General features: G+C 71.4%; 17 protein-coding genes and 1 pseudogene. 4 read left to right on the plus strand and 14 right to left on the minus strand.

Annotated elements, in window-relative coordinates:
* Position 1 precedes the first annotated feature (1 nt).
* The 14 genes and pseudogenes from Dvina_RS53525 to dnaK all read right to left on the minus strand — a co-directional run bounded on the left by Dvina_RS53525 (position 2) and on the right by dnaK (position 13,685).
* Positions 2 to 649, minus strand: coding sequence for a class II aldolase/adducin family protein (locus Dvina_RS53525; protein ID WP_246655913.1), 648 nt, complete (start codon positions 647 to 649; stop codon positions 2 to 4).
* 17 nt (positions 650 to 666) lie between these two features.
* The gene (locus Dvina_RS53530; RefSeq protein WP_033359976.1) at positions 667 to 1,047 is read right to left on the minus strand and encodes an ArsR/SmtB family transcription factor; all 381 of its coding nucleotides are present in this window, start codon (positions 1,045 to 1,047) and stop codon (positions 667 to 669) included.
* Between the two features lie 57 nt (positions 1,048 to 1,104).
* A complete protein-coding gene (pyrE, locus tag Dvina_RS53535; RefSeq protein WP_223100189.1) occupies positions 1,105 to 1,647 on the minus strand; it encodes an orotate phosphoribosyltransferase in 543 nt (180 codons plus the stop codon).
* A 395-nt stretch (positions 1,648 to 2,042) separates the two neighbouring features.
* Positions 2,043 to 2,819 carry an SDR family NAD(P)-dependent oxidoreductase gene (locus tag Dvina_RS53540; protein WP_223100191.1) on the minus strand — a complete coding sequence of 259 codons (777 nt, stop codon included), beginning with the start codon at positions 2,817 to 2,819 and terminating at the stop codon, positions 2,043 to 2,045.
* Positions 2,820 to 2,842: 23 nt separating this feature from the next.
* Complete coding sequence (locus Dvina_RS53545) at positions 2,843 to 3,535, minus strand: hypothetical protein (protein ID WP_223100193.1); 693 nt, start codon at positions 3,533 to 3,535, stop codon at positions 2,843 to 2,845.
* Between the two features lie 79 nt (positions 3,536 to 3,614).
* Positions 3,615 to 3,980, minus strand: a complete 366-nt coding sequence (locus Dvina_RS53550) for a hypothetical protein (RefSeq protein ID WP_223100195.1) — start codon at positions 3,978 to 3,980, stop codon at positions 3,615 to 3,617.
* A 24-nt stretch (positions 3,981 to 4,004) separates the two neighbouring features.
* Entirely contained in the window at positions 4,005 to 6,599 is a 2,595-nt protein-coding gene (clpB, locus tag Dvina_RS53555) for an ATP-dependent chaperone ClpB (protein ID WP_223100197.1), read from the minus strand.
* 103 nt (positions 6,600 to 6,702) lie between these two features.
* A complete protein-coding gene (locus tag Dvina_RS53560; RefSeq protein ID WP_223100198.1) occupies positions 6,703 to 7,863 on the minus strand; it encodes a beta propeller repeat protein in 1,161 nt (386 codons plus the stop codon).
* Positions 7,860 to 8,429: a DUF1707 SHOCT-like domain-containing protein gene (locus Dvina_RS53565; RefSeq protein WP_223100200.1), complete on the minus strand. Its 570-nt coding sequence runs from the start codon at positions 8,427 to 8,429 to the stop codon at positions 7,860 to 7,862. The genes Dvina_RS53560 and Dvina_RS53565 overlap by 4 nt, the downstream gene beginning before the upstream one ends.
* Before the next feature lie 277 nt (positions 8,430 to 8,706).
* The gene (locus Dvina_RS53570) at positions 8,707 to 9,138 is read right to left on the minus strand and encodes a hypothetical protein (protein ID WP_223100202.1); all 432 of its coding nucleotides are present in this window, start codon (positions 9,136 to 9,138) and stop codon (positions 8,707 to 8,709) included.
* A gap of 292 nt (positions 9,139 to 9,430) precedes the next feature.
* Positions 9,431 to 9,883: a heat shock protein transcriptional repressor HspR gene (locus tag Dvina_RS53575; protein ID WP_223100204.1), complete on the minus strand. Its 453-nt coding sequence runs from the start codon at positions 9,881 to 9,883 to the stop codon at positions 9,431 to 9,433.
* Positions 9,870 to 11,096, minus strand: a complete 1,227-nt coding sequence (gene dnaJ, locus Dvina_RS53580) for a molecular chaperone DnaJ (RefSeq protein ID WP_223100206.1) — start codon at positions 11,094 to 11,096, stop codon at positions 9,870 to 9,872. Before dnaJ ends, Dvina_RS53575 begins: the two co-directional genes overlap by 14 nt.
* Positions 11,097 to 11,121: 25 nt before the next feature.
* Positions 11,122 to 11,772 (minus strand): annotated as a pseudogene (gene grpE, locus Dvina_RS53585) (nucleotide exchange factor GrpE); the annotation flags it as partial.
* Positions 11,773 to 11,807: 35 nt separating this feature from the next.
* A complete protein-coding gene (gene dnaK / locus Dvina_RS53590) occupies positions 11,808 to 13,685 on the minus strand; it encodes a molecular chaperone DnaK (protein WP_223100210.1) in 1,878 nt (625 codons plus the stop codon).
* Between the two features lie 213 nt (positions 13,686 to 13,898).
* Between dnaK and Dvina_RS53595 the strand changes: the two genes are divergently transcribed.
* From Dvina_RS53595 to Dvina_RS53610, 4 genes are all read left to right on the plus strand, one after another.
* Positions 13,899 to 15,773, plus strand: a complete 1,875-nt coding sequence (locus Dvina_RS53595) for a dynamin family protein (protein ID WP_223100212.1) — start codon at positions 13,899 to 13,901, stop codon at positions 15,771 to 15,773.
* Between the two features lie 88 nt (positions 15,774 to 15,861).
* The gene (locus Dvina_RS53600) at positions 15,862 to 17,520 is read left to right on the plus strand and encodes a GTPase (protein ID WP_343217123.1); all 1,659 of its coding nucleotides are present in this window, start codon (positions 15,862 to 15,864) and stop codon (positions 17,518 to 17,520) included.
* Positions 17,492 to 17,995: a hypothetical protein gene (locus Dvina_RS53605; protein WP_223100214.1), complete on the plus strand. Its 504-nt coding sequence runs from the start codon at positions 17,492 to 17,494 to the stop codon at positions 17,993 to 17,995. The genes Dvina_RS53600 and Dvina_RS53605 overlap by 29 nt, the downstream gene beginning before the upstream one ends.
* On the plus strand, positions 17,995 to 18,855 hold the full coding sequence (locus Dvina_RS53610; RefSeq protein WP_223100215.1) for a fructosamine kinase family protein: 861 nt from the start codon (positions 17,995 to 17,997) through the stop codon (positions 18,853 to 18,855). Before Dvina_RS53605 ends, Dvina_RS53610 begins: the two co-directional genes overlap by 1 nt.
* Positions 18,856 to 18,869: the final 14 nt, after the last annotated feature.

Below are 18,869 nucleotides of genomic sequence, written 5' to 3' on the forward strand. Positions count from 1 at the left end.
GCTAGGCCGTCGCGCCAGGGCCCTGGAGCCAGTCCGTCGGCAGCACCGGCAGCGGACGGCCCAGGGCCAGCGCGCTGTAGGTGAGCCGCGCCGCCTCTTCCAGATTGACCGCTCGCTTGTGCGCCAGCTCCACGGAGTCGGCGATCACCGAGCACCCGTGCCGCGACAGCACGACGCAGTTGACACCGTCCGCACACGCCGCGGCGGCCAGCTGCCCCACCTCGGGGCGGCCCGGCGGCACGAACGGTGTGGTGGCGACCTGCCGCACGTAGAAGGCGTGGTCGGTGGTGGCCAGCCGGATCGGCTCGGCCAGCGCGTCCAGCAGCAGGACGGCCTGCGGATGCAGGTGAATGACGGCGCCGGCGTCGGGGCGGGCCCGGTACAGCGCCAGATGGAGCCCAAGCTCCGATGACGGCGCGACCCCGACAGAGTTGTCAAGAGCCGCGCCGTCCCTGATTCGGATCCGAACGAATGAACCGCGGTCGAGCCGGTCGAGCCAAGTTCCGGCCGCGGTTACCCAGCATTCGTCGGCGCCCGGCACCCGGGCGGACAGGTTGCCGCCCGAGCCCATGACGAGCCCGGCCTGCACGACCGCCCGCCCGGCGTGGGCCAGCTGGTCGCGAAGGTCCCCGGCCGGGTAGTGCCCCAAGGCGCTACCCGACACTGTTAGCGAGGCGCCTTCTTGGTCGCGCGCTTGCGCGGCGGCGTCAGAAGATCGGCGATGGTGCCGATGGCGGAGGGGACGAGGCGGTAGAACGCCCACACACCCCGCTTCTCGCGCTCCAGCAGACCGGCCTCGGTCAGGATTCGCAGGTGGTGGCTCACCGTGGGCTGCGAGAGCCCAAGGGGGGCCGTCAGGTCACAAACACAGGCCTCGCCGTCGGGCGCCGACTGAATCAGGCTCAGGAGCCGGAGTCGGGCCGGGTCGGCAAGTGCCTTGAGGACGCCGGCGAGACGCTCGGCATCGGCACGATCAATCGGCTCGCCGGCAAGCGGCGAGATCTGGGGCAGGGTCATCTCAGCCAGCGCAGTTCCCACGTATTCCATCCTTCCACCAACACCATCGACCCGCCTGCATATGCGCAGGTCCGAATCGACAATTTTTCAGCCCTGTCGGCCGAGGTCGGCCAACGAAAATGCTGAGCGATAGCTCAGCCCTGCGGCGCGAACCGCCTTTTCCGCGCCTCTATCGACGATAACGGCTACACCGACCACATCGGCGCCCGCCTCTCGCAACGCGTCGACGGCAGTGAGCACACTTCCACCTGTAGTGGAGGTGTCCTCGACGGCCAGGACGCGTCGGCCGGCGACGTCGGGCCCTTCGACCCGGCGCTGCAGACCATGAGCCTTGTCACTCTTACGGACGACGAATGCATCCAGTTGCCGTCCGCCTCGGGCAGCCGCCGCATGCAGCATCGCTGCGGCCACCGGGTCCGCGCCGAGGGTCAGCCCTCCCACGGCGTCGAACTCCCAGTCGTCGACCAGATCGAGGAGCACCCGACCGACCAACGGTGCACCAGCATGGTGCAGCGTCAAGCGACGGAGGTCCACATACCAGTCGGCAACTTGTCCTGACGACAGCGTTACCCGCCCGTTGACCACGGCGAGGTCACGTACGAGTTTCAGCAGGTCGTCACGGTCGGTCATGTCCGAAGCGTACGCGCTAAACCTCCGCGGTGAATCGATGACCCGCACTCTCGGCCAAATTTAAGGCCGTCAAGGGGACAAGGGTGAATACGAAGGTGATCGCAGCGATCACCACGAGTGACACGAGAGGTACTCGTGACGAACGATGCCGACACCGAGCGCAGCCGTCGATGAACCCGAATCTCGCTCTCATTAGATCGTTGCAATGCTCGATGCACGGCTCTGAGCTGCAGATATAGCCGAACGTACCAGGTCTGCGCTGGCTGGACGCCGTTAGGAGCGTTGCCATTCGGCCCATCAGCCGAACGTACGTGACCACAATCATGCTCGATACACAGCAAATTCAATGCTTGTCGGAGTGCACACATCGACGACAGACACCTGGTGAGCCGGTGTTATTGCTCCTCATGCCCGATGCGTCCCCTCGCGTCCCGGGCCACTCGGTGGAGCAGCCGGCGCGGCGCGTGGCGCATGCCGAAGACCGCGACCCGGTTGATCCAGCCGGGAACGCTCACCAGCCGACCGCGCCGCAGGTCCCGAAGGGCCGCCCGCACCACGGTGTCGGCGTCGAGCCACACCCAGGCCGGTGAGTGCGCCATGTCGATGCCTGCCACCTCGTGGAACTCGGTCCGGGTGTACCCCGGGCACAGGGCCATGACCCGCACACCGTGCTCGCGCACCAGCTGGGCCTGCGACTCACTGAAGTTCGTCACCCACGCCTTGGTCGCCGGGTATGTCGAGCCCGGCATCGTCGCCGCGAAGCCCGAGACCGACGAGACGTTGATGATCTCGCCCCGGCGCCGCTCGACCATTGGGGGCAGGGCGGCAAGCGTCAGGCGCAGCACGGCGTGGACGTTGAGCCGCAGCAGCTCCTCCTCCAGCTCGGGAGTGGAGCGCAGGAAGGACCGGTTGAGCGACCGCCCGGCGTTGTTCACGAGCAGGTCGACGGGGCGGTCCGGGTCGGTGAGCCGGGCCGCGACGGCATCGCAGCCCGCGGTCGTGGCCAGGTCGGCCACCAGGACCTCGACGGGGACGGGAAGCTCGGCGGCGAGGGCGGAAAGCCGCTCGCCGCGGCGGGCGACGAGCACGAGCTCGAAGCCCTCCGCGGCGAGTTGACGGGCGAACGCGGCGCCGATGCCCGCGGTGGCGCCGGTGACGACTGCAGTTGGCACCGCCGCAGGCTAGCCGAAGCGGGTCAGCTGCTGGGCGGCCAACCGGGCGCGCCGGGCTGACCGGGCTGACCGGGCTGACCGGGCTCACCCGGCTGACCGGGGAACCCGCCCGGGCCGCCGGAGCCGGGGACCGGGGGCTCCCACTGCGCTTCCTGCTTGCGGAAGTACGGGTGCGACGCCGGCAGGGCGAGCAGGATGATCGGCACCGCGATGGCGAGCACGATCAGGATGCCGAGGATGGTGCTGACGGGCTCGTACCAGCCGGGGACCCCGGCATACATGGCCTCTTTCGCGCTGTCCCAGGTCGGCAGCTCCCCGTAGGTGCGCCGGCCCGCGTCCCAGAACGTCTGGGTGAGCAGGCTGGCGCCGAGGCCGATGACGCTGCAGCACAGTGCGATGCCGCCGACCACCCACGTCAGGATCCGCGCCACCTGGTTGCCGCGGCTCACGAAGTAGCCGAGCAGCACCAGGATCACGACGATGAGGAAGCCGAAGACCACGCCGACCGTCGAGCCGATGCTCGTGCTCGCGTTCGCGTTGGCCTGGACGCCGGCGTCCTCATAGATCTTCTTCGTGTTCTCGGCGATCTTGCCGGCGTAGAGGAGCGAGAGTACGACGCTTATCACCTCGAGCCCGGCCGCCACAAAGAGCAGGGTCGAGGCGAGGCTGACGGTGGACGGCCGGGCACGCGGCCCGGCCGGGACTGCGAATGACACGGGTGGCTCTCCTCCCAGGGGAAATCCTGAGGATCACCGTATCGACGCGGCGCCAGTCCCGCAGCCGCGCGGTCGCACCTCAGGAGCGCAGTCGCTCCTCGGCGTAGCGCTCCAGGGTGGTGCTGCTCATGATGCAGCCGGTGAACGTCTTGACCTCACCGCGCTGGCCGCTCAGCTTCTGCCAGGCCGCCCGGCCCGCCGCCGCGTCGGCGTGGGTGAGCAGCTCGGCCGCGTAGACCCGGCCGGCCGGCGTGGCCTTGTCGAGCATCTTCTCCAGCCGGGGTCGCAGGTCCCCGCCGTGCTGGCGGAGACCCTCCTCGACGGCGAAGTACGCCTTCGTGGCGGGCAAGAGGGTGCCGGCGATGCCCACACCGCCGAAGGCCAGCGTGTCGGCGTCGGCGATCAGTTGCAGCTCGTCGTCGTAGGCCTGCTTCTTCCACAACATTGCGGCACCCTTCTTTCGGCACTCCTAGCCGCCGGAAACAACCAATGACTTCTTGTCGTCCGCGAGATCGACCAGCACGCGGTCCCCGTCCCTGATCTCGCCGGAGAGCAGCGCCCGGGCGAGCTGGTCGCCGATGGACGTCTGCACCAGGCGGCGCAGGGGGCGGGCGCCGTACACCGAGTCATACCCAAGACTGGCCAGCCAGTCACGCGCCGGTTCGGAGACCTCGAGCACGAGCCGGCGATCGGCCAGCCGACGGGCGAGGGCGGCGAGCTGGATCTCGACGATCGAACGCAGGTCGGCCTGCGACAGCGCGTCGAACACCACCATGTCGTCGAGCCGGTTGACGAACTCCGGCTTGAAGTGGCCGCGCACGGCCGCGATGACCGCGTCGCGCCGCTGCTCCGCGGTGAGCGTCGGGTCGTCGGCGAGCACGTCCGAGCCCAGGTTCGAGGTCAGGATCAGGATCGCGTTGCGGAAGTCGACGGTGCGGCCCTGCCCGTCGGTGAGCCGGCCGTCGTCGAGCACCGCCAGCAGCACGTCGAAGACGTCCGGGTGGGCCTTCTCGACCTCGTCGAGCAGCACGACCGTGTAGGGCCGGCGCCGCACGGCCTCGGTGAGCTGGCCGCCCTCCTCGTAGCCGACGTAGCCGGGCGGCGCGCCGACCAGCCGGGCGACGGTGTGCTTCTCGCCGTACTCGCTCATGTCGATGCGGACCATGGCCCGCTCGTCGTCGAACAGGAACTCGGCGAGCGCCTTGGCCAGCTCGGTCTTGCCGACACCGGTCGGGCCCAGGAACAGGAAGCTGCCGGTCGGCCGGTCAGGGTCGGCGATGCCGGCCCGGGCCCGGCGCACCGCGTCGGAGACCGCCTGGATCGCCCGGTCCTGGCCGATCACGCGGCTGCGCAGCGAGTCCTCCATGCGCAGCAGCTTCGTCGTCTCGCCCTCCATGAGCCGCCCGGCCGGGATGCCGGTCCAGGCGGCGACCACGGCGGCGATGTCGTCGGCCGAGACCTCCTCCTTCAGCATCGCGCCCGCGACCTGCAGCGTGGTGAGCTCGCGCTCGGCCTGCTCCAGCTCCTTCTGCAGGCCCGGGATCACGCCGTAGCGCAGCTCGGAGACCTTCAGCAGGTCGCCGTCGCGCTCGGCCCGCTCCGCCTCGCCGCGCAGCTGCTCCAGCTGCTCCTTGGTGTTGGAGATCTTCTGGATGTGCGCCTTCTCGTTCTGCCAGCGGTCGGTGAGCGCGGTAAGCGACTCGCGCCGGTCGGCCAGCTCGGCCCGCAGCCGGTGCAGCCGCTCGGCCGATGCCGCGTCGGGCTCCTTGGCCAGCGCCATCTCCTCGATCTCGAGGCGGCGCACGCTGCGCTCCACCTCGTCGACCTCGGTCGGGCGCGAGTCGATCTCCATGCGCAGCCGGGACGCGGCCTCGTCCACGAGGTCGATCGCCTTGTCGGGCAGGAAGCGGTCGGTGATGTACCGGTCCGACAGCGCGGCCGCGGCGACCAGGGCCGCGTCGGTGATCCGCACGCCGTGGTGGACCTCGTAGCGCTCCTTCAGCCCGCGCAGGATGCCGATCGTGTCCTCGGTCGACGGCTCGCCGACCACGACGGGCTGGAAGCGCCGCTCCAGGGCGGGGTCCTTCTCGATGTGCTCGCGGTATTCGTCGAGCGTCGTCGCGCCGACCATGCGCAGCTCGCCGCGGGCCAGCATCGGCTTGAGCATGTTGCCGGCGTCCATCGAGCCCTCGCCCTTGCCGGCGCCGACGACCGTGTGCAGCTCGTCGAGGAAGGTGATGACCTGCCCGTTGGAGCCCTTGATCTCCTCGAGCACGGACTTCAGCCGCTCCTCGAACTGCCCGCGATACTGCGCGCCCGCGACCATCGCGCCCAGGTCGAGGCTGACCAGGCGCTTGTCGCGCAGCGACTCCGGCACGTCACCGGCGACGATCCGCTGGGCCAGGCCCTCCACGATCGCCGTCTTGCCGACGCCGGGCTCACCGATGAGGACGGGATTGTTCTTGGTACGCCGCGAAAGCACCTGAATCACGCGCCGGATCTCGGCGTCGCGGCCGATCACCGGGTCGATCTTGCCGTCCCGGGCGGACTGGGTGAGGTCGACGCCGTACTTCTCCAGCGCCTGGAACGTCTGCTCGGGGTCGGCCGTCGTCACCTTGCGATCGCCCCCGCGCACCTGCGGGAACGCGGCGACCAGGGTCTGCTCGGTGGCGCCGGCCTCCTTCAGCAGTGTCGCGACCGCCCCGCCGACCCGGGCCAGGCCGGCCAGCAGGTGCTCGGTCGAGGTGTACTCGTCGCCCAGCGGGCGGGCGATCTGCTCGGCCGCCGCGATCGCGTTGGCGAACTCGCGGGCCACGTTGGGCTCGGCGATGCTCGAACCCCGGGCGCTGGGCAGCCGCTCCACGGCGTGCAGGGCGGCGCGGCGCACGTCGGCGGGGTTGGCACCCACGGCGCGCAGCAGGCCGGCGGCCGTCGAGCCACCCGTGTCCAGCAGCGCCAGCAGCAGGTGCCAGGGCTCAACTGTCGCGTGCCCGCGCTGGCTCGCCGCGTCCACGGCGGCCTTGATGACCTCGCGACTCTTGGTGGTCAGGCGTTCGGCGTTCATTTGTCGGCCTCAGACTCCTCGTTCCAGTGCGTCCTACATGAGGTACGACACCCACGAGGTTGAGTCTATTCCACTCAAGTTGAGTTTGCCCATTGTGCTTGGGTTATCGCGCTGAGACTCCGACGTGCGCCCAGTCACACCCGTTCAGGTCGACGGTGCACAGCCACACGTCGCCGGACTGCTGCGCCGGGTACCCGAGGATCGTCGTGGCATCCAGCCGCCGCAGCCGGAAGATCAGCCGGGCTCCGGTGTCGCGCACCCGCTGGCCCGAGTCGACGACCCAGACGCCCTGGCCGCTGGCGACGAGCAGCCGCCGGTTGGGCAGCACCTCGGCGTTGAAGACCTGGGCGACCTCGCGCATCGACGACGCCTCGGTCCAGGCGATGACCGCGCCGTCCCGGTTGAACGCCGCCTCGGCCGCGTACTGCGGCCCGACCAGCCAGACGTCGGAGTTGTCGGACGCGACCACCGGGCGGATCACCGCGGCGGCCGGGGACGCCTGCGCGGTGCCCTGCGCTTTCCACGTGCGGCCCTTGTCGGTACTGCTCCACACCCCGACAGTCGCGCCGGTCGCCGGGGACGCGCCGTTCTTGACCCGCCCGGCGAGCCACAGCGTTCCGTTCGCGGCCGCGGTCAGCCCGGTCCACTCGATCTGCCCGGAGGGGCGCGACGGCAGCGGGCCCCGGCTCCCGTCGTCGCCCACGATCCACGGCTGGGCGTCGGGGCAGCCGGTGGCCGCGGTGTCCTGGCAGCCGACGGAGTACTGCTGGTCGGCCAGGTTGAGCTCGACCGGCGGCGGGGTGAGGGGACGGCGCTCGAAGGTCCGGCCGGTGTCGCGGGAGATGAAGTACCCGTCCGGCGCCGCCTTGATGATCAGCACGTTGCCCCGGCCCAGCCGCATGTCGACGTCGATCGCGTCGTCGAAGGGCAGCTTCCGGTTCACCCAGCTGTAGCCGCCGTCGAGGGTGATCACGAGCCCGACCTGGCAGGCGCCGCCGGCCACGCACGAGGAGAACAGCGCATAGCCGGTGCCGGCGTCGGAGAACTCGACGCCGCGGGGTGAGGTGCCCTTCGGCACCGGCACCACGTTGAGCCGCTCGCGCGGGTTCTCGTTCGGGTTGCCGGTCGGGACCTCCTCGTATGACACGTCGTCGTCGGGAGTCTGTGCCGGTGCGGGAGTGTTGTGCGGCGCACACGAGCCCGCGCTGAGCGTCGCGAGCAGGACCGCGGCGAGCGCGAGCACGGCTGCCCGGCGCCGACTCACCAGCGCCAGCGCCAGAATCTGCGCTGGTAGCGCACCCGAACGCTGCTGCTGCGCACCTCACCGCTGATGCGGAACACGACCCCGGAGCCGGGAGCGTCGTAGGCCGCTGGCACCTTCTGCTTCAGCGAGCTGGCGTGCGGGGCGATGCTGTCGATGTCGGCCGTCGCGCCGCGCGGCAGCACCAGGTCGATCGAGCTGGACCGGGCCTCCAGCCGCACCTCGACGAGCTGGGTGGTGAACTGGGCGTCGGTGAAGTCGAGCTTGACCGAGCCGGCCCGGGTGCTGATCAGCAGCCGCCGGGGCACGGTCCAGCGCCCGACCCGCTTGAGGCTCGACGACTGGTTGCGGATCTCCAGCTGCTCCGGGGCGGCGACGGGGCCGGACTGGGGCAGGTCGCCGACGTACGGCTCGACCTCGCCGTAGGTGCGGGAGCGCAGCACGCCGTCGACGCGCTCCTCGAACTCGGCGAGCGTCAGGCGGCCCTCGGCCACGGCGGCGTTGAGCTGGGCGACCACGAGCTCCCGCTCGGCGTCGGAGATGCGCATGTCCGGCCGGTCCATGCTCATGCCGACCACTCCGCGGCCACTGCGCTTCGCTCCCTACCGCTCACGCCGGCACCTCCGCAAGCTCCGGCGCCGACCTGAGCTCCGAGCTGTGACACTGATGAGCGGCCACTCCGCTGCGCTCCGTACCGCTCACGCCGGCACCTCCGCAAGCTCCGGCGCCGACCTGAGCTCCGAGCTGTGACACTGATGAGCGGCCACTCCGCTGCGCTCCGTACCGCTCATGCCATAGACCTTAAACCGCGGCCGGGCTTCATAGATATCCCGCGAGGATCGCGCTTCAGCTGATCCGGCGCGGCTGGCGGACCAGGCCGCCCTCGCACCAGTCGTGGTACTCGAACAGGTCGGGGCGGGCCAGCAGCATCCGGACGTTGTGAGCCCAGGTCGCCAGCTGCTCGTCGCCCTGCTGCTCGGCCTGCTCGACGAACTTCTTCAGCCGCCGCTTCGGGTGGGCCCGGAAGTGCGTGCGGATGCCGTCGGCGGCGTAGATGTACATGCAGTGCAGGGCGAAGCGCCGGGCCGGGCAGCCCGGGTCCATCGCCAGCTCGAACAGGGTGCCGATGAGCCGGTCGCCGGCCACCAGCAGGTCCCAGTCGGGGGGCATGGTGTGCAGCAGCGAGGCATCAGGGTGGTAGGCCCACGCCTTCAACTCGGCTGGGGTAGGGTCCACCGGGTTCTCAAAGCCCCGGAATCCCGCTTGTGTCACGCTCACCGTCAGCTCCCGTGGCCAGCGGGTCCTGGTTACCGGGGGCAACTTAGCCCGCGACGAGGCACCAGGGGAAGAGGCGATGGCCAGCTTACTCTTGGTAAACCCTGGTTTAAGGTGATTTATCCGTTCAAGCTGTACCAGCATAACGGCTGGGAACAAGCCGAGGGGCGCCTCTCGCGAGACGCCCCTCGAGGTGACCACACCCCTTGCGCATGGCCGCTCCGGTCAGCCTCCGGAACAACCGCACCATTCCCTGATTCTGTGGTGCCCCCGGCGGACCGGGGCCAAACGTGTGTCAGGAGCTCTTTGTAGGGCGCCAGACCACCAGCGCGGTCTGGTGCTGGTTGGAAGGCACCAGGTCGCGCCGCGGGAACCCCGCCGACTCGATGTGGGCCAGCCGGGCCCGCGTGTGCGCGAGCTCGTGCTCCAGTTCGGCCACCCGCTGGCGCAGGTCGCCGACCATTGCCTCCAGCTCGATGATCCGCTTGATGCCGGCGAGGTTGACGCCCTCTTCCTGGCTGAGGCGCTGCACCTCGCGCAGGAGCGCGACGTCGCGCTCGCTGTAGCGGCGTCCGCCGCCGGAGGTCCGGCCGGGCTGCACCAGACCCATGCGGTCGTACTGCCGCAGGGTCTGCGGGTGCATCCCGGCCAGCCGCGCCGCGATGGAGATGATCAGCACCTTGGCGTCGGAGGCCGCCTCGAAGCTGATGAACACCTCGGCCCCGGTGCTCTCGTCATCGTTGTTCATAACTGCTGCGCTCCCGTGCAATCGCGTCGAGCCGCTCCCGTGGGGGCGGCGGCGCCGCGGCCGCATAGTCGGACAGGGCCTTTCGAGCCTCCTCGGACAGCTCGGCCGGCACGTGAACGTCGATCGTCACCAGGAGGTCGCCGACGTTGCCGTCGCGCCGCGCGACGCCCTTGCCGCGCACCCGCAGCGTCCGGCCGCTCGGCGTGCCCGGGGGCACCCGCAGCGTCACGGTCGCGTCGAGTGTCGGCACGCGCAGGTCGGCCCCGAGGGCGGCCTCCGCAAACGTCACCGGCACCGTGAGCGTCAGGTCGTCACCGTTGCGGCCGAAGACCGGGTCGGGGCGGACCTTGATGAGCACGAACAGGTCGCCGGGCGACCCGCCCCGGCTCCCCGGCTCGCCGCGGCCGGCCAGCCGGATGCGCTGACCGTCGGCCACGCCCGCCGGGATGCGCACGTTGATCGTGCGGGTCTTGGTGACCCCGCCGGTCCCGTGGCACTCGGGGCACTTCTCGTCGACGATGGTGCCCACGCCCTGGCACTCGCGGCAGGGCTCGGTGAAGCTGAACGAGCCCTGGTTGCTGCTCACGACGCCGAGGCCGCGGCACTTCGGGCAGGTCCGCGGGGACGTGCCGGGAGCCGCGCCGTTGCCGTGGCAGGTCTCGCAGGTGCCGGGCGTGCGCAGGGTGATCGGCAGCGTCGCCCCCTGCACCGCGTCGACGAAGTTGAGGACGACCTCGGTCTCGACGTCCCGGCCGCGGCTGCGCCGCCCGGTCGCCGGAGCCGCTCCGCCGCCCGAAAAGATCGAGCTGAACAGGTCCGAGAATCCGGCGCCGCCGAAGCGCCGGTCCCCGCCGGGTCCCGCCGGGCCGCCGCTGGCGGCGGTCCCGGCGTTGCCGAACAGGTCGGTGAAGTCGAACCCGGGTCCGCCGGCTCCGGCCGGGCCACCGGCCCGGGCGTTGCGGCGGAACTGGCCCGCGCCGAACAGCGACCGCATCTCGTCGTACTCTTTGCGCCGCGCCGGGTCGGAGAGCACGTCATACGCCTCCGACACCGCCTTGAACCGCTCCTCGGAGGCCGCGTTGTTCGGGTTGCGGTCCGGGTGCAGCTCACGCGCGAGCTTGCGGTACGCCTTCTTGATCTCGTCGGTGCTAGCGGATTTGGTGACGCCCAGAACCGCGTAGAAATCCTTTTCCAACCAGTCCTTTGAACTCATTGCGCCACCTCCTCCATGCGTACGTCTACTCCGGGTCGGCGACCGCGACCAACGCCGGTCGCAGCAGCCGCTCGCCGAGGAGGTAGCCGCGGCGCATCACGTCGATGCACGTCGGCTCGGTCACCTCGGCCGAGGTCAGATGGGCCACCGCCTCGTGGCGGGTGGGGTCGAACGGGTCGCCCTTGGCCCCGAACACGGTCAGCCCGAACTTGGTGAGTGCGGCGACGAGCTGCTCCGCCACCGACCCGAACGGCCCGACCAGGTCACCGTGGTCACGGGCCCGGTCGAGGTCGTCGAGGACGGGCAGCAGCGCGCCGAGCACGTTGGCGCTCGCCTGCTCGACCACCAGCGCCCGGTCGCGGTCGACCCGCTTGCGGTAGTTGGCGTATTCCGCGGTGACCCGCTGCAGGTCGCGCGTGCGCTCGTCCAGCTCGGTGCGCAGGGCGGCCAGCTCCGCGCCCAGCCCGTGCTGGTGCGCGTCGTCGGTCGTGCCCTGCGCGGCGGCCTGGTTGGGCTCGTCGTCAGGTTCAGCGCGGTGCTGGGGCGCGTGCACCGTGAACTCCTCGTCCACGATCTCACCCTCCACCGGCTTCTCCTCTTCCTTCTCTTCCTCTTCTTCCGGCTCTTCGGCGGCCTCGGACAGCACGGTCTCGTCGACCGCGCCGTCCTCGGTCACGGACGCCTCCGGCGTGGCCGGCTCTTTGGCATCCGTCACTTCTTGTTGTCCTCGTCGATGATCTCGGCGTCGACGACGTCCTCGGGGCCGCCGTTGCCGGCCTGAGCACCGGTGGCACCCGGGCCGCCCGCGGCACCGCCGGCCGTGGCACCGGCCGCGTCGCCCGCGGCGTCCTGGCGCTGCTGCTCGTAGAGTGCGCTACCGGCCTGCTGCGAGACCTGGGCGAGCTTCTCGTGCGCCGCCTTGATCCGCTCGGTGTCGTTGCCGCCGAGCGCGCTGCGCAGGTCGCCTAGCGCCTCGTTCATCTGGTCGCGGGCGTCGGCGGGGATCTTGTCGCCGCTCTCGGCCAGGAACTTCTCGGTCTGCCACTGCAGGGCCTCGGCCAGGTTGCGGGTCTCGGCCTCCTCGCGACGGCGCTTGTCGTCGTCGGCGTGGTCCTGCGCGTCGCGCATCATCCGCTCGATGTCGTCCTTCGGCAGCGCCGAGCCGCCGGTGATCGTCATCGACTGCTCCTTGCCGGTGCCCAGGTCCTTGGCGGACACGTGCACGATCCCGTTGGCGTCGATGTCGAAGGTGACCTCGATCTGCGGGACGCCGCGCGGGGCCGGCGGGAGGCCGGTCAGCTCGAAGGTGCCGAGCCGCTTGTTGTACGCCGCCATCTCCCGCTCGCCCTGGAAGACCTGGATGAGCACGGAGGGCTGGTTGTCGTCGGCGGTCGTGTAGACCTCGGAGCGCTTGGTCGGGATCGTCGTGTTGCGCTCGACCAGCTTGTGCATGATGCCGCCCTTGGTCTCGATGCCCAGCGACAGCGGGGTGACATCGAGCAGCAGGACGTCCTTGACCTCGCCCTTGAGGACACCGGCCTGCAGCGCGGCGCCCACGGCGACGACCTCGTCCGGGTTGACGCCCTTGTTGGGCTCCTTGCCGGTGAGCTGCTTGACCAGCTCCGTCACGGCCGGCATACGCGTCGAGCCACCGACCAGGATCACGTGGTCGAGCGTGGACACGTTGAGCCCGGCGTCCTTGATCGCCGACTCGAACGGGACCTTCGTCCGGTCCAGCAGGTCCTGCGTCATCCGCTGGAACTCCGAGCGCGACAGCTGGGTGTCCAGGTGCAGCGGCCCGTCCGGCCCGGCGGTGATGTAGGGCAGGTTGATCGACGTCGTCGTGGCCGCGGACAGCTCGATCTTGGCCTTCTCCGCCGCCTCGCGCAGCCGCTGCATCGCCATCTTGTCGGCCGACAGGTCGATGCCGTGCTGACCGCGGAACGTCTTGACCAGGTGATCGATCACCCGCTCGTCCCAGTCGTCGCCGCCCAGACGGTTGTCACCGGCCGTCGACTTGACCTCCACGACACCCTCGGCCAGCTCCAGGACCGACACGTCGAACGTGCCACCGCCGAGGTCGAAGACCAGGACGGTCTGCTCCTTGGAGCCCTTGTCCAGACCGTAGGCCAGGGCCGCGGCGGTGGGCTCGTTGACGATGCGCAGCACGTTGAACCCGGCGATCTCGCCGGCCTCCTTCGTGGCGGTGCGCTGAGCGTCGTTGAAGTATGCCGGCACGGTGATGACCGCGTCGGTGATCTGCTCGCCCAGGTAGGCCTCGGCGTCGCGCTTGAGCTTCATGAGCACCCGCGCGGAGATCTCCTGCGGGGTGTACTTCTTACCGTCGATGTCGATGGCCCAGTTGGTGCCCATCTCACGCTTGACGGAGCGGATGGTCCGGTCCGGGTTGGTGACGGCCTGGCGCTTGGCGACCTCGCCGACCAGCACCTCGCCGTTGCGGGCGAAGGCGACGATCGACGGCGTCGTGCGCGCACCTTCGGCGTTGGCGATGACGCTGGGCTCGCCGCCCTCCAGGACACTGACCACCGAGTTGGTGGTTCCGAGGTCGATGCCGACCGCACGTGCCATAGCTGCTTGACCTCCATGAGACGGTCGGCGGGGAAGCCGGCCGCGCGAAGTTGAGTGACTGTCACTCAATAGTGCCACGAGACTGCTGATCGTCAAGTGGAACCTTGAGCCTATCTGACGCAACTCCGGACGGAGCCGAGTGATTCCCGGGGTGCCGTTGCCCTCGGTCACATTGATGCTCACGTCCCTTGCATGGCGCTGACGAGCCGCATCATGGACGATTTACCCGTGACCACACAGGGCGAGTCGGTGTCCGCCCGGTCGACGGGGCCGACCCCTTCGTCGGATTCCCCCTCGTCCGGAAGTCCACCGCGCCCGCGCGAGCCCGGCCCGGCCGGCTCGCTGCCGGCCCGCCTGACCGAGCTGCGCGACACCGTCCGGGCCACCCGGTTCGCGCTGCCATTGCCGAGCGCCGAGCGGGCCGGGGCGGTCGCGGCGACAATGGTCGCCCAGCTCGACGACTATCTGCTCCCCCGGCTGGAGCGGCTCGACGCCCCGCTGCTCGTGGTCGTCGGCGGCTCCACCGGCGCCGGCAAGTCCACGCTCGTCAACAGCCTGGTCCGGACCCCGATCAGCCCGGCCGGGGTGCTGCGCCCGACCACCCGGGCGCCGGTGCTCGTCTGCCACCCGGCCGACATGTCCTGGTTCTCCCGCTCCAACCTGCTGCCAACGCTCACCCGCACCAGCGGCCCCGGCGCGGATGCCACCGCCCACTCCGGCTCGGCCGGGCTCCGCAAGGACCGACCGGGAACCGGCGCCCTCCAGGTCGTGTCGGCCCAGGCGCTGGTCCCGGGCCTGGCCCTGCTCGACGCGCCCGACATCGACTCGATCGTCGACGCCAACCGCCAACTGGCCGGGCAGCTGCTCGCCGCGGCCGACCTGTGGCTCTTCGTCACCACCGCGGCCCGCTACGCCGACGCCGTGCCCTGGACGCTGCTGCACACCGCGCGCAACCGGGGCACCGCCGTCGCGCTGGTGCTCGACCGGGTCCCCGGGGGCGGGGCCGTGAACGAGATCGGCCCGCACCTCAAGCAGATGCTCGAGGAGCACCGGCTCGGCGAGGTGCCGCTGTTCGTGCTCCCGGAGACCCGCCTCGACAGCCAGGGCCTGCTCGCCGAGGCCCAGATCGGTCCGCTGCGCGACTGGCTGGGCCGGCTCGCCCGCGACTCCGAGGCCCGAGCGGCAGTGGTGCGCCAGACCGTCGGCGGGGCGATCGACGCGCTGACCGTCGACGTGGTGATCCTCGCGGCTGCGGCCGAGGACCAGGTCGCGGCGGCCGGGACGCTCGGCGAGGCGGTCCACCAGGCCTACCGGGCGGCCACCGAGTCGGTCGAGAAGGGCATCCACGACGGCGCGCTGCTGCGCGGCGAGGTGCTCGCCCGCTGGCAGGAGCTCGTCGGCACCGGCGACATCATGCGGGCGCTGCAGGCCCGGGTCGGCAAGGTGCGCGACCGGGTCGTCGCCGCGATCACCGGGCGGCCGGCGCCCGGGGAGCGGTTTCAGGAGGCGCTCGGCTCGGGCCTGGCCGTGCTGCTCAAGGCGGCCGCGACCGACGCCGCCGAGCGGGCCGGCACCGCGTGGCGGGCCCACCCGGCCGGGGCCGCGCTGCTCGACGCCGCGCCGGAGCTCGTGCACCCCTCGGACGACCTCGACGAGCGCGTCGGGCGGCTCACCCGGGACTGGCAGCGGGCGGTGCTCGAGCTGGTCCGCACCGAGGCCGGTGACAAGCGGGTGATGGCCAGGGCCAGCGCCTACGCCGTCAACGCGACGGGCCTGCTGGTGATGGTGAGCGTGTTCGCGGCCACCGCGTTCATTCCGACGGGCGCGGAGATCGCCGTCGCGGGGGGTACCACCATCGCTGCCCAAAAGGTCCTTGAAGCGATCTTCGGCGACCAGGCGGTGCGCGCCCTGGCCGAGCGGGCCCGGCAGGACCTCGGCGAGCGGGTCGCCGAGCTCTTCGCCACGGAGTCCGACCGGTTCCGGGCGGCGCTCACCGGCGCCGGGGTCGACGCGGAGCTCTCGCCGCGGCTGCGCGCGCTCAGTGCCGAAATTCACCAGGCCCGGCCGGAGGTGGACCGCACACCATGAGCGGTAGCGAGCGAAGCGACGTTGCCGCGACCAATGGGCACGGTTCGGCAGGCTCAGGGCAGCGCCGGAGCGGAGCAGAGGTGACAGCGTGAGCCTTGTCGAGCGCGTGAAGCAGATGGTCCCGAAGCCGCCGGTGAACGCGGACCGGCTGGTGGCGCGGGTCGAGGCACTGCACCGGTTCGTCGCCGCCGCCGAGGGGCGGGTGCCGGAGGACCGGCTCGTCACCGCCCGCACGGTGATCGACCGGTCCGGCGAGCGACTGCGGCTGTCCCGCGCCCACACCGTCATCGCGCTGGCCGGCGCCACCGGCAGCGGCAAGTCCAGCCTGTTCAACGCGGTCTCCGGCTTCCAGCTGTCCCGGGTCGGGGTCCGCCGCCCGACGACAGGCGTCGCGCACGCCTGCGTGTGGGGGCAGGAGGGCGCCGGCCCGCTGCTCGACTGGCTCGGCGTGCCACCGAACCGGCGATTCACCCGCGAGAGCGCGCTGGACGGCGACGACCAGGCCGCACTGCGCGGGCTGGTGCTGCTCGACCTGCCCGACTTCGACTCGATCGAGGACCGGCACCGGCTCGAGGTCGACCGCCTGCTGCGCCTGGTCGACCTGGTGGTCTGGGTGCTCGACCCGCAGAAGTACGCCGACCGCGTCGTCCACCAGCAGTACCTCACCCAGTTCCAGCGCCACCGCGACGTCACGGTGGTCGTGCTCAACCAGGCCGACCGGCTCAACCGCACCGATGCGGAGCGGCTGCTCGAGGACCTGCGCCGGCTGCTCGACGACGACGGCCTGGGCGGCGTGCCCGCGTTCGCCACCTCGGCCAAGGGCCAGCCGGGCCTGACCACGCTGCGGGCCGCGCTGGAGCGCACGGTCGCGGGCCGCCAGGCCGCGCTCCTGCGCCTCAACGGCGACGTCACCGACGCTGTCGCGGCCCTGCAGCCCCTCGTGACCTCGTCCGGTTCGGCGCGGGCGGGCGTGCCCTCGCCGACCGTGGACCGCCTGGCCGCCGCGCTCGCCGACGCCGCCGGGGCGCCCATCGTGGCCGCCGCGACCGAGCGCACCTACCGCCACCGGGCCACGGCTTCCCTCGGCTGGCCGCTGCTGCGCTGGGCCCGGCGCCTGCGCCCGGACCCGCTGAAGCGGCTGCACCTGGAGGCCGGCCCGACCGACCGCCCGGAGGCCACCTCGCTGCCCGAGTCGAGCGCAGCCCAGAAGGCCGCCGTGACGCTTGCCGCCCGCGAGGTCGCCGCGAAGGCGTCCGAGGGCCTGCCCGAGCCGTGGCCGGCCGCGATCACCGACGCGTCGCGCTCCCGGGTCGACGACGTGCCCGACGCGCTCGACGTGGCCGTCGCCTCCGCCGACCTCGGGCTGAACCGCAAGCCGGCCTGGTGGGGGCTGGTCGGCGCGCTGCAGTGGCTCGGCGCCGCGACAGCCCTGGTGGGGCTGGCCTGGCTGGCCGCCCGGGCCGCATTTGCCCTGCTGGGCCTGCCGAGCATCGGGGGGCCGACGGTCGGTGCGGGCATCCCCCTGGCCACCGTGCTCCTCGGCGGCGGCCTGCTCTTCGGTCTCCTTCTGGCTGTGGTCGTACGTCCGTTCACCGCCCTGGCCGCGCGACGCGCCCGAGCCCGGGCCGAACGCCGCATGCGCACCGCGATCGCCGGAGTCGCCCGGACCCACATCGTGGGCCCGGTCGAGGAGGTCCTGCGCTCGTACGATGACGCGCGTGACGCCCTCGCCTCCGCCGCTGCCTGAGATGGATGGACGGGTCGACGCGGGCCCCTGGCCCAACCGGCGCCGCGAGGCGTTTCCGATCCGGCTCGGGTACATCCGCCGGCTGGGGTTCACGGTCCTCGGCCTGCTGAACCTGGTCTGGGGGGCCTGGGGAGTCGCCGCGCCCCGGCACTTCTTCAGCACCTTCCCGGGCTTCGGGCTGCACTGGACGTCGTCGTACCCGCCGTTCAACCAGCACCTCACCGTCGACCTGGGCGCCACGATGCTGACCCTGGCCACCCTGTTCATCGGCGCCGCGATCGTCGACAAGCCGGCGGTGAGCGGGCTGGTCGGGGCGGCCACGGCCGTCTTCGGCACCCTGCACTTCGGTTACCACGCCCTGCACGCGGGGCAGATGGGCACCGCCGACCGAGTCATGAGCCTGGTGACCCTCATTGGTGGAGCGCTCCTGCCGCCGGCGCTCGCGGCCACCCACCGTCTGGAAGAGTCCCGGTAATGGACCTGCAGTACCTGCGGGAGCACCCGGCCCAGCTGCCGGTCTTCATCAAGCATCAGCGCATCCGCGAGACGCCGGTGCCGGGCGGCTCCATCTGCACGGCCCAGCGGCTCACCCTCGACGACGGCGGTTCGCTGTTCGCCAAGTCGCTGGCCGACCCGCCACCGGGCTTCTTCGCCGCCGAGGCCGCGGGTCTGCGCTGGCTGCGCGCGGCCGGGGCGGCGCCCGTCCCCGAGATCATCGCCGAGCTGCCCGACCTGCTGGCCCTTGAGTGGATCGAGCACGGCGAGCCGACCCCGGAGAGCGCCGAGGAGTTCGGGCGCGGGCTGGCCGGCCTGCACCGGGCGGGCGCCGACGCGTTCGGAGCGCCCTGGCCCGGATATATCGGGACGTTTCCCCTCCCCAACGAGCCTTCGACCCTGCCGTGGGGCCCCTGGTTCGCGCAGTATCGCCTGCAGCCCTTCCTCGCGGCGTCGACCGAAGCGCTGAGCAGCCACGACATCGCCGGCGTGGAGCGGGTGATGTCGGAGATCTCCGGATACGGCGGAGACGAGCCACCGTCGCGCATCCACGGCGACCTGTGGCCGGGGAACGTGCTGTGGGACCACCGCGGGACCGGCTGGCTCGTCGACCCGGCCGCGCACGGCGGGCACCGGGAGACCGACCTGGCCCTGCTCGGACTCTGGGGCGGCGTCGCGCACCACGACCGGCTCCTCGCGGCCTACCGGGAGGTGTGGCCGCTCGCGGACGGCTGGCAGGAGCGAATCCCACTTCACCGGCTCTATCTGATGCTCGTGCACACCGCGCTGTTCGGTGCGGCCTACGGGGACTCGGTTCGGGCACTGCTTCGCGCGCTCTGAACCGGGTACCGTTC

Source organism: Dactylosporangium vinaceum, from assembly GCF_019904175.1.
Taxonomy (GTDB): domain Bacteria; phylum Actinomycetota; class Actinomycetes; order Mycobacteriales; family Micromonosporaceae; genus Dactylosporangium; species Dactylosporangium vinaceum.